This window comes from Actinomadura spongiicola (assembly GCF_003432485.1).
GTDB lineage: Bacteria > Actinomycetota > Actinomycetes > Streptosporangiales > Streptosporangiaceae > Spirillospora > Spirillospora spongiicola.
This window is the reverse complement of record NZ_QVNQ01000006.1, coordinates 217,213-231,218: the sequence shown is the minus strand read 5'-3', so window position 1 is coordinate 231,218 and position 14,006 is coordinate 217,213. Positions and strand designations below refer to the sequence as shown.

The following is a 14,006-nucleotide window of genomic DNA, read 5'->3' as shown; positions in this document are numbered from 1 at the left end:
GTCGCGGTCACTGCTCCGGTTTCGTGACGTCCAGCAGCCGGGCGGCGGCGTCGGCGAGGGGGATGGCCTCCTGCTCGATCCGGCGGAACGACGCCTGGCCCGTCGTGATGATGTCGTAGGCGGTCGCCTCGGCCTCGGTGAGGTGTCGCAGGGTCGCCTCGCGCTTCTTGAGCGGGCGGCCCTCCTTGTCGTGATTCAGCCCGTGCTTGGCGTAGCGGTGCAGGTCGGTGTCGTCCATCAGGATCGAGGTGACCTCTTTCGGCGGCGCGCCGTCCGGGCCGGGGTCGGCGAGCGCGGCGCGGAACCGGTCGAGGATCGCGTAACCGTCGGCGTCGATGTCGCCCCAGTAGACGACGTGGTCGGCGGCGCGGATCCAGGGCACGTTCGCGAGCAGGGCCGCGGCCGCCTTGCCGCCGCCCTCGACCACGATCGTGTCCGGCACCGGCGGGAACCAGAGCCGGGAGTCGCGGTTCTCGACGACGAGGACGATCCGCGGCCGGTAGGCGAGGTCGTGGACGTCACCGGTCGTCCACGCGTCGTGCCTGCGGCGGCCCGACCCGGCGTGGTCGGGGTCGACATAGGTCAGGTGCAGCACGGCCGGGCGGGGCCGGACCTCGGTTCGGACGTCGCGTCCGGCGATGTCGCGCAGTAAGGCGCCATGGGTGTCGAGCCACTTGGAGTGCATGCCGGGGACCGGGAGTTGACGGGCCGTCCACGCGCCCGCGTCCGGGTGCCGGCGCAGCCAGGCCACCGCCTTGAGCAGCACCTCGGCGTCGTCGGCTCCGATCCGGTAGGCGGCGCGGATGGTGGCCGGGGTGAGCAGCGCGCCGGTGGCCCGCAGCGACGACGCGAGTTCACGGGCGCGGGCGACGTCCACGGTCGGCGGTTCCGTCGGCGGTTCGGTTCCGGTGGTGAGGGCGACGGCGGCGTCCAGGTCCACGACGAGGGTGGCGGGGTATTCGGCCGTCACCCCCCGGACGGACACCGGCTTGCGGACGATCACCACGCCCTCGGGATGGTCCCGGTCGGCGAACTCGCGCCAGCTCATGTGCCACTCGGTCCAGGCCTCGGGCCCGATCCGCGTCACCCCGGTGCCGGTCGACACTCCGGGGCGGAGGGGGACGGAGAACATGACCGGGTCGCCGGAGCCGAGATCGGCGCACACGGCCTCCGCCCACTTCCGGTGGATCTTGCGGCGCAGCGACTCGACCGCGTCGGCCGGGGTGACCAGACGGGACGTCACGCGTCGGGAACCGCGACGATGGGTTTCGCCCATGATCGTCCCTCACTGTTCTTGAGAATGAGATATTCCGCGTCCACATGGGGTTCGATGGCGCTGTGCTTGTCATTGGGCGCGCCGATGACGAGTTGGAAGCCGAGCCCGCGCCACGCGCCGATGGCACGGCCGGTGAAGTGCGCGTCCGCCTTGATCAGCGCTTCGTCGAGGAAGACGGGAGCATAGCGGGGACGTTCGGCGCCCGCGTCCCCCAACTGGTAGCGCAGCGCGGCTCCGACAATGAACGCCACCAGTTCCTGGGACTCGCCGCCGGACTTCTCCCCGATGTGGTCGTAAACGGCGACATGGTTACCGGCGAGGTCGCGTTTCTCCGCGCTGATCCGCACATGGTTCCGCACGTCGACCAGGTCGGCGAAGTCGGGGGCGGTACGGCGGATGCGGTCGATCACCTTGGCCATCCGGTGGTAGGCGCGTTCCCGGTCGGCGTCCGTGGCGGCCTTGTCGATGGCGGCGCGGACGTCCCGCAGTTCCTTGCGGAAGCGGGCCCGCACGGCGGAGTGGCTTTCCTGCGGGTCGATGCGCAGCCGGTGCCCGTCGTCGGCGAACGGCAGCTCGGAGAGGATGCGGTTGACCGGGTCGATCCGGTCGCGGATCTCCCGGACGGCGGCGGCGAGTTCGCTGTCCAGGCTCGTCAGGTCGTTGCCGGAGAGTTTGAGGAGGCTGTCGCGCCACTCGGTCTCCAACTCGTGGAGGCCACTGGTCTCCAGGTCGGTGAGGAGACGGTCGAAGTCGCGGTAGGACGCTTCCGGGTCGGTGCCGAGGTTCGGGTTCGGCCAGCGTTCCACGAACGTCGAGAACGTCTCGCGCAGCGCCTTCCGTGACCGTTCGATCGCCTCTTCCGCCGACTTCCGGTCGTCACGCATTCTTTCGACGCCGCGCCGGTGTGCCGCGTCGAACTCCTTCAGCGCCGTCGCCGGGTCGGTGCCTGCCGGAGCGTCGTCGAACAGGCCCGCGAGGTACTCGCGGTGCTCCCGGCTCACCTCGGTGCCGGTCGCCTCGGCGTTGTCGAGTGCCCGCTGGGCGCCGTCCACCTCGTCGACGATCGATTTCCATGCCTCGTCGAGCTGCTTCACTTCTTCCTTCTGCCGGCCGACCTGCTCGGTCAGTCCGCTGAACCGCTGCTTGAGTTCCTCCGCCTCCTGCTGCAACCGGTCGATCTCCGGGTTGCCCTCGCGGACCTCATTGATGACGTCCGCCCAGCGCTTCCGTTCGGCGGTGACGGACTCGACGTCCACCTGGTCCCAGGACAGTTCGGTCAGGGCCTGGTAGGCGGTGCGTCGTTCCTCGAAGGAGTTGAGGGCCTGCTCCGCGTTCGTCGCCTGGGCGACGGCGTCGTCGAGCCGTTTCCGAGCGTGGTCGATCCGGGTGTCGAGGTCGGCGAGGAGTCTGGTGTTCGTGAATCCCAGCAGGTTGGCGCGGCCGTGACCGCCGTGCGCGCCCCGGCCGCGTTGCGATGTCTGGCCGGTGATGGTGAGCGCCTTCGGGTACTGAACGAGCAGTCTCGGCGTCTCGACGCAGACGAAGTCGAACCTGCGGGCGAGTTCGCTCTTGAGCCAGGCGGTGAACGGCGACGGCCGGTAGTCGAGCCGGCCGGGGAGCGTCTTGTCGTCCAGCCCGACCTCGTCCCGCATGCCGGTCTTGACGCCCTCGAACTGGACGCGCCGGGCCACGGACACCGTGTTGATCGCCTCACGGAACTCGTTCAGCCGACCGATGTCGATCAGCATCCGGGTGGCGAACCCGCCGAGCGCGAGGTTGAACGCCTCCCGCCACGGTTCGAACTCCGTCCGCACCTCGATCAGCTCGCCGACGAACGGCAGGTCGTCCGGGGTGAGCCCGGCGGCGTCGGCGAGAAGGTCGCGGGCGGCGTGCAGGTCGGTGGGGATGTTGCCGCGCCGGGCCTTGACCGCGTCGCGCTCGGCGCGGAGCCCGGCCAGGTCGCGCTCGGCCTCCTTGAGTTCGGCGGTCGCCTCGGCGAACTGGTTCTGTGCGGTCTTTCGCGCGTCGGTGTCGGCCAGCGCCCGGTGCGCCGAGTCGACCAGCGCGGCGAACTCCTGACCGGTCGAAACGGTCGCGCCCACGGTGTCCAGGAGACGGTCGAGTCGTTGCCGTGCGCGTTCGACCTCGGCCAGCCGCTGCTCGGCCCTGTCGACCTCGCGGAGCGCGGTGTCCAGGCGGTCGCCGCCCGAGGCGCGCAGGGTCTCCAGCACGGCGTCCCGCTGCGCCTCCGCCGCCTTGATCAGGGTGGTGGTCTCCGCCACCTCCTTCTCGACGCGGCGGCGGCGTCCGGTGAGGTCCCGCTCGGCGGCGCGCAGCAGGTCGAGGCGGCGTTCGTGCCGCCACAGCGCCGCCGGGGACGTCGGGTCGGTGAACGAGCCGACGTCGCCGATCACCCGCAGCCGGGTCACCGCGCGGTCGATGGCCTCCCGATGCTCGCGGATCGGCGTCAGCGCCCGCACCTGCCGCTGGGCGGTGATCATTCGTTCGCGGGTGCCGGACAGCTCGTCGAACTGCTGGACGACCTGGTCGGCTGTCGCCAGGGTGGTCGGCTCCTCCAGGACCATCGTCTTGTACAGCGCGTCGACGGTGGTGATCTGCTGGCCGGCCTGGATCCTGCCGAGCAGCCCGACCGCCTTGTGGCCGTCGCCGGCGGCGCCGATACCGAGCGTGGTGTGCAGCCGGGCGGTGAAGTCGCGGTCGGTGTCGAAGCAGGTCACGCCGGTCGCGACGACGGCGGCGCGGGCGAGCCTGCGGCTCGCGGGACCGTCCAGGTCGCGCAGGTCGTAGTCGTCGTCCCGGGTGGCGCGGACCACGACGACGTCGTCGAGGGTGCGCGCGGACGACGGCACGTACCAGGCCCGGAACGCGGTGAACACCGCGCCGCTCGGGTCGGCCCAGGTCATCGCGATCGCCGACCAGGTGTCGCGGCCGTCCCCGCGCAGCACCCGTGACTTCGTCTCGCCGCCCGTCCGTGACTCGTCGAGCTTCCCGCGGGCGTAGGAGAGGATGTTGCGCTGGTCCTTGCCCCGGGGGCGGCCGACCACCCCGCCGTTGGACGCCCCGTTGAACGGCGTGGTGTGCGGCATCAGCAACGCGATGTAGGAGTCCATCAGCGTGGACTTGCCCGATCCGGAACCACCGCTGAACAGGGTCGCGCCGGGGGCGAACCGGATGCGGTGATACCCGTCGTAGCCGCCCCAGTTGACCAGTTGCAGATCCCGCGCCACCCACTGCTGCCCCCGCGACGCGGCCGGGATCAACCCGAACAGGGTGTCGATCATGCTCATGGCGCGACCCCGTTCTGTTCCCGCAGCCACTGGTTCAGCTCGGCGAGCTTCTCGGTGCTCAGCACCACCTCCACCAGCGGCGTGATCCGGTACCGGCCCGCGGACTCCTCCACGAGCAGGCCGTCGGTGACCAGCCGCTGCACCGCGTTGCGGATCTCGCGCTGGCCGCGGGCGAGGTTGTTGTCGTCCGGATCGAAGTAGGTCAGCACGGTCTGTTCCAGCTCTTCGATGTCGACCCGCGCGGACGTCTCGCCGGTGCCGCGTTCCCGCTGGTAGACCGTCCGCAGATGGACCAGCACCAGGGTCTCGGCCCGGTTGTAGGGGTCGTCCTTCAGCAGGATCGGGACGTCGAGTTCCGCCGAGCGCACCTGTTGTTTGTAGGCGATGCCCCGGTCGTGGTCGACCACGAGCCGGACGAACAGGTCGTGCAACCGCGACTCGATGATCTGCTGGTTCTCCAGCAGCGTGCGCCACTGCGCCTGGTTCTTCTCGGCCAGCAGGAACCTGCGTTTCAGCAGCCGTACCAGCACACGCCGCACGTCGACGTCCAAGGTGCCCGTGTCACCGGCGAACAGTTCGGACGGGTCGTCCTCCATCGGGACCGGGTCGATGAACCCGGCCTCCGCGCCGGTCGACCAGCCGTCGTCGGCGTCGTCCGGTTCACTCATCGTCGCCCGGTTTCTCGTCTGCTGGTCTCGCGGGGGCGGCGGGGTTCGCGGCTCGGACGCCGCCGAACGCGAACCGTCGCCGGGTCTGGTCGGGCCGGACCGCCTCGACGACCGCGACCTCGGCCGTGTCGGTCATGCCGACGTCGTGCGCGATCTCCAACAGGCCGAGCAGGTCGACGGGTCGCCGTATCCGCTCGTCCGCCGCGGTGAACGCGGCCGCGACGTCGACGCCGTCCTCGTGGGCCGGGTCACCCGCGAACGCCTCCAGGTGGGCGCGCAGTTCGGCGTACTGGGGGCCGCCCCAGGCCCGGGTGTCGGCGGCCGGGACGTCCTCCTCCTCGTCCCACTCCCGCAGCGGGGTGGGCGGCTGGAGCGGCCGGGGATCGCTCATGGTCTGCCGGAGCTGCCCGACGGCGGCCACCGGCAGCCGGCGCATCGGCGGGACGACCTCCCCACGGCGCGACTCCGGCACCCAGGCGTGGAATCCGGCCATCACGTCCCGCAGCAGTTCGTCGACCTGTCGGTCCCGCATCGGGTCATGGTTGCGCACCTGGGTGGTGATGACGTGCGACGCCTGCCGCTGCGCGACCAGCACGTCCTTGACGCCCTGTTCGATCCGGCGGGCGATCTCGGCGAGTTCCCGCCGCTGCTGTTCCGGCATCAGCTCGGTGAACCGGTGCCGCAGCACGGTCCGCAGGAGGTTCCACAGGTCGTCGATCCGCGCCGGGTCGCCGATCAGGCGCAGCGCCCCGGCGAACGCCCGGCCCTCCGGTGTCGCGTCCATGATCTGTCGGCCGCGCTCCAGGTACTCGCGCAGCACCTCCCCGGTCGGCCGGACGTCCTGCCGCAGGTCGGCGACCACATCGCGCTGCATCGCCTTGATCGACTCGGCGACGCGGGCGAAGTCGGCGGGCAGCTCCCGCGCCAGATGCAGCACGTTCTCGGCCGCCTCCAGCAGTTGGTCGTCGGCGACGGTCTCGACCTCGCCGCCGCGTTCGAGCCGGTCGAGTTCGCGGCGGCGCTGGTCGATCTCCGTCTGGAGGCGCGCCATCCGGGCCATCACGTCCGGGTCGGCGTCCTGCGCGAGCCGCTCGACCGCCTCCAGCAGCGTCCTGACCCGGGACTCCGACACCCGCGTTCGGGCGCCGCCGACCCGTCCGGCCACCTCCAGCGCGCCGACACCGTGCGCGGACAGCCGGTACACCTCGACGTCGTCGGCGACCTGCCGCACCAGCCAACCCGCCTGCACCCACTGCCTGCACAGGTCGCGGGCGTTCCCGGCGGGCAACGGCTGGTCGCCGTCGTCGCCGTAGCCCGCGGCCCGCAACTGGTCGAGCGCGTCGGCGAGCTCCGCGTGGGCGTCCGCCACCGCCACCGTCGACCGCTCCGGCGTGAACATCATCGCCAGCACCGTCACCACGAACGGCGCGTAGGTCCGGTGAAGCAGATCGAGCATCGGGTTCTGGAACGCCCGAAGCGCACCCTGGTACGCGCCCTCCACGCCTCTTGTAGCCATCGCCGACCAGAGTAAGACCTGCGGCCGACACCGGGTGCCCAGACCCGGCACCCCCGTCAGGTCGCCTTGCCGCGGACGATGTGGACGGTCATGTCGGTGAAGTCAAGGGTGACATTGCAGGGCTTGTAGAACGGGTGGAAGAAGGCGGCCATCACGTCGAAGCCGTTGGGACTCTGCGCCATCTTCGGGTTCGCGCCGCAGTAGATCTCCCCGGCCGTGACGCCGCCGAGCCGGATCGCCTTCGGGTAGCAGGGGTAGACGACGACCGGGTGGCTGTGCGCGAACGTCTCAAGCGGGCGGTCGCGGTCGATGCGGACCCGCAACCGGTCCGCCGTCTCCTCGGACATGACCACGGCGCTCTCACTGACGCCGCCGATCGCCAGGCCCACCACCCCGGGGCCGGAGCCGTTGACGCTGCCGATGCTGTGCAGCATGTGCTCACGCGCCAACCACAGCGGCAGCGGCTTGGCGCCTGCCCGCGCCGCGTCTGCGCGCGCTTTCGCGGCGGCCTCGGGGGTCCGGCGGCGCAGGATCGTCCATCGCGCACGCGATCGCGCTCGCGCACGGCGGAACCCTCAGCGCGCTCCCCCGCCAGGACGGCGGCCTCGTCGTCCAGGCCGCCTTCCCCGCCGCCTGACCCCGGCCGGCCGAACCGCGCCGCCCCGACGGCCTCGACCGAACAGGTCCGCAGGCGAACCGACGGTGATCCTGACCCCTGGAGCTGCGCGTGTGACCGGCTCACCGGCCTCCATATCCTCAGTGGAGGCCCGATCTGGTGGCTGGTGGACGAGGTTCTCCCAACTCCGCGCGGATCGTCTCCTGGACGGCCAGGACCTCGGCCTGCCTGGTCTCCTGGCCGAGCTGCCGCCAGATGGCCAGACTCGCCTCGGCGTGGTCGAGTGCCTCCTCGGGACGTCCGAGCCGCCAGGTCGCGTGCACCAGTTCCTGGAGGGCCGCCGCCTCCTGGAAGGGGAACGCGAGTGCGCGGCTGGCGGCGACCACGGCCCGGAAGTCCTCGACCGCCTCGTCCGGACGGCCGAGTTCCATCCTCGCTCTGCCCCGGTTGGTCATCAGGTACTGCCTGACGACCGGCTGCCCGCCGACCCGGTCCAGCAGCTCCAACCCGCGCTCCAGCCACGGCAGCGCCTCCGCGGGGCGCCCGGCTCCCCGGATGTAGACGGCGCCGATGTTGTTGAGCACCTCCAGGTGCGCCGCCCAGTTGCCGGAGCGCTCGCTGACCGCCAGGCTCTCCCGGTAGGTCCGCAGGGCCTCCTCGGGGCGTTGACCGGCGTGGGCGAGCAGCGCTGACACGTTGAGCAGCCGGTCCAGGACGGCCGTTTCGCCGCCGTCCTGAGCGGCCTGGATGCCGCGACGGATCTGCGCCTCGCCCTCGTCGATCCGGCCGACCTGCCAGAGCCCGCCACCGAGCATGTACCGCGCCCGGGCCTCGGCGGACGGTTCGCCGCGGGCCCGGGCGGCGTCGGCGACCGCGGCGGCGGGGCCGTTGAGCCGCGGCCACAGGAACGCGAAGTCGCCCACGGGGTCGAGGGCCAGCAGCAGGTCCGCGGCGACCGCGATCGGCAGGCCGGGGTCCGCGGCGGCCTCGCGGGCGACTCCCAGGATGCCGTCGAGCTCGTGCAGCACCCACGCCTGCCCCTCGGCCAGGTCGTCGAAGGCGAGCCCCGGCGAGTGGGTGGCGGCGAACGCGTCGGCGAGCGTGCAACCGTTCCGTTCCAGCCGGTAGACGTGCCGGGCGGAGGCGAGATAGTGGTCGAGGATGCGGTACAGGACGGCGCGCCGGTCGGCCTCGGTGTCCTCTTCTCGGGTGAGCTGGGCGGCGTAGGTGCGCAACAGGTCGTGGAATCGGTACCGGCCGACGGCGCGCTGTTGCAGCAGGTGCATGTCCAGCAGGTTCTCAAGGATCTGTTCGGCCTCCTGGAACGAGATGTCGGCGATCTCGGCGGCGGTCCGGACGTCGAAGTCGGTGCCCGGGTGCAGGCTCAGCAGCCGGAACAGTCGCTGCTGGACGGGGGCGAGGTGCCGGTAGGAGAGGGCGAACGCGGTGACCACGCTGCGGTCCCCTGTGGACAGCTCGCCCAGCCGCCGTCGCTGGTCGCCCAGGCGTTCCGCCAGGTGGGCGAGGGTCCAGGTGGGGCGGGTGCGGAGCCGGGCGGCGGCGATCCGGACCGCCAGCGGCAGGAAGCCGCACAACCGCACCACCTCGTGGACGGCCCGCGGTTCGCCGGCGGCGCGTGCGTCGCCGGCGATTCGGGTGAGCAGTGCGGCGGCGTCGGCGGGCGGCAGCACCTCCAGGGACAGCGTGAAGGCGGCCTCCAGGTCGGTGAGCTGGCGGCGGCTGGTGATCAGCACCAGGGTGTCGGGGCTGCCCGGCAGCAGCGGCCTCACCTGTTCGGCGGTGGCGGCGTTGTCCAGCACGATCAACGCCCGGAGACCGGCCAGTTCGGCCCGCCACAGCCCGGCGCGTTGCTCCACCTCGTCCGGGATCCGCTCCCCGGGCACGCCGATCGCGCGCAGGAGCGCGTCCAGGGCGGCGGCCGTGGTGGTGGGCTGGGCTTCGGCCGCGTGCGCCTTCAGGTCGATGAACAGTTGCGCGTCCGGGTAACGGTCGGCGAGCCGGTGCGCGGTGTGCACCGCCAGGGCGGTCTTGCCGATCCCGGCCATCCCGTCAATGGACCTGATCACCACCGCGGTGCCCGCCTCCCCCTCGTCCGGCAGGGCCGACAGGAGCCGGTTCAGCTCGGTGGCACGGCCGGTGAAGTCGGCGACGTCGCGGGGCAACTGCTGGACGCGCTTCCCCCGAGCCGACGCCGGCGCCGGCGCCGCCAAGCCGGGGTCGCTGCCCAGGATCTGCTCGTGCAGTCGCCGTAGCTGGTCGGCGGGGTCGAGGCCCAGTTCCTCCGACAGTGCCACGCGGATGTCGTGGAAGACCTGGAGCGCCTCGGCGCGCCGGCCGGCTCGGTGCAGGGCCAACATCAGCTGCCCGGCCAGCCGTTCCCGCAACGGATGCGCGGCGACCTGCTCGGCCAGCTCGCTGATCACGCTGTGGTGGCGGCCCAGGTCCAGCTCCAGCTCGATGTCCTCCTCCAGCGCCGCCGTCCGCCTTTCCTCCCAGCTGTTCACCTGCGGCTCCAGCGCCGGGCATTCGAGGCCCGCCAGCACCGGCCCCCGCCACAGGCCCAGGGCGGCGCGGAACTCGGCAACCGCCTCCGCCGGTCGCCGATCGGCGGCGTACCGGCGCGCCCGCCTCACTCGGCGGTCGAACAAGGCGGCGTCGAGGGCGTCCTCCGCGATGTCCAGCCGGTATCCGGTCCCGGCCGCCGCCAGCCCGGCCGACTTCTCCTCGGCGAGCAGCCTCCGCAGGTCGGAGACCAGATTGCGCACGCGTTTCTCCGCGGTGGGCGGCGGCTCCTGCGGCCAGACCGCGTCCACCAGCCGGCTCAGCGGCACCACTTGGCCCGCGGACAGCAACAGCGCGGCCAGCACCTTCTGCCGCCCGGCCCCCCGCAACCTCACCTGCTTCCCGCCGACCCAGACCTCCAGCGGCCCCAGAATTCTGAATTCTCCAGGCATACGACATCAACTCTCGGCATCCCAGCAGGCAAGGTCGAGTCACCACCCAACTCGACACCGACGCCAGATGCAACACCGATACAAATTAGTGTCGTTACCGATCGATAACCGCATTATTCACATATTCCCCCCGAGTTCTGTAGTCCGATCTCACCTCCGATGTCATGCCGGGACAGCGGAAACGTCGGATCACGTCCGCGATCACGCAACCCGCCCCGAAGGTGGACGCTCCGTAAGTCGACGAACTCGCTTCAGCGATGGTCGCCGGGAGGGCGTGGACGACCACGCCCCCTTCGCGGCCGAAGACCACGCTTGAGATCATCAACGCATGGCGTATTTCAGACGGCGCAGTTTCGCGCCGGGCCTGCACATGGTGTGCGCGCACGCTTTCATGTCAACAAGTTCTGCGGCTCTTGTCACTCGACCCTTGCCGATACTGGTCGCTTCATCGAGCGACATCCTCAGCGGGAGACCGAAGAGATCGATGATCCTGGCAATACGCTCCCGAATCGTGCCAACGACGGTCAGGTGAGGGACGTTCAGTTCGTTGAGGGTCTGAATGAGGAGTTCATCGGACAGTTTTCTGAACCTCTCGGAGACCGGGTGGCGCCTGTCCGAAGAAAGCTGGAACTCTACCGGCAGGTGGACGTATCCATCGTAGGAACGTTTTGCATACGCTTTGACGATTTCCCCGTACGCATCCATGTACTGCTTGTACGACTTGCGACGGGCGGTGCCGGCGATACCATTCAGGAGGCTGCTCGGCAGCACGGCCTTCGGATCGACGCCTAGCCGCATCTTGGCAACACCGTGGACCCATTCCTGGATGACGGATCCATCAGAGACGAACGAGCCCGACTGAGCGGCTTCCCGGTGGATACGCGCTTCCAACCTCCCGAGCCCCAGGGTGGCCAGCTCGCGCGCCGACAGTTTCTCAGAACCCCCTGCTGGAACTAGATCCCGCAAGAATTCGTGAGCGGTCATCGCACGTGTGAGCGGGATGCCCGTGGCGATGGACAGTATCTCGGCCGTAGTCGACTTTCCGGTCGAAAAGGTCCCGGAAACCGCGAGCCTCAATTCATCTTCGATCACGTTCACTCCTTGCAGAGTCGGCGACCAACCTTCCCCCCGCGGCCGGCGTCCGGGCCGCGAGGCCCCGCCCGCTTCGGCTGCGCGCGGCTGTCCGCGCGACCGTCCAGGCCGAGGAGGTCCGACCAGTTGCCCCCCTCCGCGCGCTTTCCGGTTCGCTCCGGCACCTCTGGGTCGTCTGTCGTACGCCTGCGCCTTGCCTGGGTAGGGGTCTCTGGCGAGTAGCTTGCCGGGCGCCGTCCATGCCTGATCCATGCCCGGTCCATGCGGTGGGCGGGAGCGGAAGAGACGACCCCACCCGACCTCCGAGGAGCCCAGCGGGGAGGAGGACAGGCAGTAGCCGTCCTGGTCCCAGCGCTGGACCATCTAGCGTCCACTCTTTGGTGGCCGAGCGAACATCAGTCCGTGTATCGGTTCGGCGCCGGCTCAGGGTCGGGTCGTCTCCGCTCTCGGTCGTCGGGCTTACGCGCGGTCCTCTCGCCGGGCGGCCGAGACCCGTGGGCGGCTGGGACGAGGCCCGCCTCGTGGGCGAGGATCGCCGCCTGCACACGGTTGACCAGTCCCAGCTTGGTGAAGGCGCGGTTGATGCGGCTCTTGACGTTGGCCTCCGTCAGGCCCAGCTCCGCGGCGATCTGCGCGTTGGACAGCCCACGCGCGACATGGACGAACACCTGAAGTTCGCGTTCGCTGAGCCTGCCGAGCGGGCCGGGGAGGCGTGGCGTGGCGCGGGGGGCTCCGTCCACGACTCCGGGAGGCAGCGCGGAGAAGGCGTCGATGAGGCGTTTCGTCACGCTCGGGGCGAGCATCGACTCGCCGTCGGCGACGACACGGATGGCGTGGGCGAGTTGGTCGGGTGGGCTGTTCTTGAGAAGGAAGCCCGCCGCGCCCGCGCGGAGCGCCGCGTGGACGTACTCGTCCAGGTCGAACGTGGTCAGCATCAGGACGCGCGGCGGCGGCCCGGGGTGCGGCCAGTCGGTGAGGATCCGCCGCGTCGCCTCGACGCCGGTCATCCCGGGCAGGCGGACGTCCATGACGACGACGTCAGGGCGCAGGCGCCACGCGTCGGCGACGCCGCTCTCCCCGTCGGCGGCGTCGCCGACCACGTGGAGACCATCGCGGCGGTCGATGACGGCGCGCAGGGCCGCCCGGACCATGTCCTGGTCGTCGACGAGAAGGACGTGGACGGTCATCGGCGCCCTCCGGGCGGGAGGGTGGCGTGGACGCGCCAGCCGCCGTCCGGCCGGGGACCGGCCTCCAGGTCGCCGTCGAAGGCGGCGACACGCTCGCGGATGCCGATCAGCCCCAGACCGGAGCCGGGGACGGACCGATGGTCGGCCGGCGGCGGCCCGTTCTCCACCTGGACGCTCAGCGCGCCCGCGTCGACGCGCACCCCGATCCGGACCTCGGTGGGGGCGGCGTGCTTCACGACGTTCATCGCGCACTCCTGCGCGATCCGGTAGGCCGACAGTCGGGTCGCCTCCGGAACGTCGCCGGTCGCCTCGTCCAGGGCCAGGGTCACCCGGCAACCCGCGGCCTCAAGTATGTGGACGAGTTCGTCGAGGGCACGCAGCGACGGGCCGGGCCGTGGTCCCTCCTCCCGGGCGGCGAGCAGCCCGAGGATGCGCCGCATCTCCTCCAGCGCGACGTCGGCCGTGTCCGCGATGAGGGCCACGCCCTGGCGTCCCAGGGTCGGGTCGTCCTGGAGCACCTCTTCGGTGGAGCGGGCCTGGACGGCGATGGCGCACACGTGGTGGGCGACGACGTCGTGAAGGTCGCGGGCGATGCGGGCCCGTTCGGTGAGCACCGCGCGTTCGGCGTTCTTCTCCTGCTCGGCCCGCAGACGTTCGTTGAGATCTTTGAGGCGGGCCGCGTCGCCGTCGATGCGGCGGCGGCCCGCGCCGACGAGCCAGGCGACGGCGAAGAACACGACGAACGTCGTCGCGTTGACCGGCTCCAGCGCCCACAGCCGCGGCGCGGCGTCGTCCCGGGTGAGCAGCGTGGTCGCCACGGCCACGATCCCCGAGAGCGTCGCCCCGCCCAGGCTGGACGGGTAAGGGGCGTGGCGGGCCGCGGAGTACACGGCGAGGGCGAGAAAGTAGGGCCCCGGGGTGAGGTGCGGGACGACGCGCGTCGTCTCGAAGGCGACGAACGCGGCGGTCATCGTCGCGAGGACCACCAGTGGACGGCCGCGCCGCCACACGAGCGGAAGGCTCTGCGCCCCCCACAGCACCACGCCCGCCGCGCTCGGCGACGGTTCCCGGAACAGGATCGCCGTGACGTCGAACGCGGTCAGGCCGACGCCGAGCAACGTGTCGCCGAGCCGTGGCCGTTCCGCGAGGCGACGGCGCGCGTTCCGCAGGGTGACCGCCGTCCGAACTGTCCTCATTGCGGCAGAGTAGGCGCACTCGGAAGGCCCGGTGATCATCCTTGCGGTCGCATCGAAGGTTGCGCCGGGCGGTCCAAGACCGTCTCCTCAGCCGACGCCCCGCCGTACCCCGCCCTCCTAGCGTCTCCAACTGACCGACGCGGGCACGGGCCCGCCACCGATCAAGAGGTTG

At 71.1% G+C, this 14,006-nt stretch carries 9 protein-coding genes; all 9 read right to left on the bottom strand.

What is annotated here, in order from left to right; translation table 11 throughout:
* Positions 1–7: 7 nt before the first annotated feature.
* The gene (locus D0T12_RS20815) at positions 8–1,243 is read right to left on the bottom strand and encodes a Wadjet anti-phage system protein JetD domain-containing protein (RefSeq protein ID WP_199487591.1); all 1,236 of its coding nucleotides are present in this window, start codon (positions 1,241–1,243) and stop codon (positions 8–10) included.
* Positions 1,240–4,584 (bottom strand): ATP-binding protein, encoded by a 3,345-nt coding sequence (locus tag D0T12_RS20810; protein WP_117401320.1) that lies wholly within the window; start codon positions 4,582–4,584, stop codon positions 1,240–1,242. The genes D0T12_RS20815 and D0T12_RS20810 overlap by 4 nt, the downstream gene beginning before the upstream one ends.
* A complete protein-coding gene (locus tag D0T12_RS20805; protein ID WP_117401319.1) occupies positions 4,581–5,252 on the bottom strand; it encodes a DUF4194 domain-containing protein in 672 nt (223 codons plus the stop codon). Before D0T12_RS20805 ends, D0T12_RS20810 begins: the two co-directional genes overlap by 4 nt.
* Positions 5,245–6,768 carry a DUF3375 domain-containing protein gene (locus D0T12_RS20800; protein ID WP_117401318.1) on the bottom strand — a complete coding sequence of 508 codons (1,524 nt, stop codon included), beginning with the start codon at positions 6,766–6,768 and terminating at the stop codon, positions 5,245–5,247. Before D0T12_RS20800 ends, D0T12_RS20805 begins: the two co-directional genes overlap by 8 nt.
* Before the next feature lie 56 nt (positions 6,769–6,824).
* Entirely contained in the window at positions 6,825–7,202 is a 378-nt protein-coding gene (locus D0T12_RS20795; RefSeq protein ID WP_117401317.1) for a hypothetical protein, read from the bottom strand.
* 322 nt (positions 7,203–7,524) lie between these two features.
* Positions 7,525–10,359: an AfsR/SARP family transcriptional regulator gene (locus D0T12_RS20790; protein WP_117401316.1), complete on the bottom strand. Its 2,835-nt coding sequence runs from the start codon at positions 10,357–10,359 to the stop codon at positions 7,525–7,527.
* A 321-nt stretch (positions 10,360–10,680) separates the two neighbouring features.
* Positions 10,681–11,451 (bottom strand): AAA family ATPase, encoded by a 771-nt coding sequence (locus D0T12_RS20785; protein ID WP_158581559.1) that lies wholly within the window; start codon positions 11,449–11,451, stop codon positions 10,681–10,683.
* A gap of 395 nt (positions 11,452–11,846) precedes the next feature.
* Positions 11,847–12,638 carry a response regulator transcription factor gene (locus tag D0T12_RS20780; RefSeq protein ID WP_117401314.1) on the bottom strand — a complete coding sequence of 264 codons (792 nt, stop codon included), beginning with the start codon at positions 12,636–12,638 and terminating at the stop codon, positions 11,847–11,849.
* Positions 12,635–13,834 (bottom strand): sensor histidine kinase, encoded by a 1,200-nt coding sequence (locus D0T12_RS20775; protein ID WP_117401313.1) that lies wholly within the window; start codon positions 13,832–13,834, stop codon positions 12,635–12,637. Before D0T12_RS20775 ends, D0T12_RS20780 begins: the two co-directional genes overlap by 4 nt.
* Positions 13,835–14,006 lie beyond the last annotated feature (172 nt).

Bases quoted from the DNA above. Each gene is read 5' to 3' on its own strand.
- D0T12_RS20810 (WP_117401320.1), bottom strand. From the start codon at position 4,584: ATGAGCATGATCGACACCCTGTTCGGGTTGATCCCGGCCGCGTCGCGG.
- D0T12_RS20805 (WP_117401319.1), bottom strand. From the start codon at position 5,252: ATGAGTGAACCGGACGACGCCGACGACGGCTGGTCGACCGGCGCGGAG.
- D0T12_RS20800 (WP_117401318.1), bottom strand. From the start codon at position 6,768: ATGGCTACAAGAGGCGTGGAGGGCGCGTACCAGGGTGCGCTTCGGGCG.
- D0T12_RS20795 (WP_117401317.1), bottom strand. From the start codon at position 7,202: ATGCTGCACAGCATCGGCAGCGTCAACGGCTCCGGCCCCGGGGTGGTG.
- D0T12_RS20790 (WP_117401316.1), bottom strand. From the start codon at position 10,359: ATGCCTGGAGAATTCAGAATTCTGGGGCCGCTGGAGGTCTGGGTCGGC.
- D0T12_RS20780 (WP_117401314.1), bottom strand. From the start codon at position 12,638: ATGACCGTCCACGTCCTTCTCGTCGACGACCAGGACATGGTCCGGGCG.
- D0T12_RS20775 (WP_117401313.1), bottom strand. From the start codon at position 13,834: ATGAGGACAGTTCGGACGGCGGTCACCCTGCGGAACGCGCGCCGTCGC.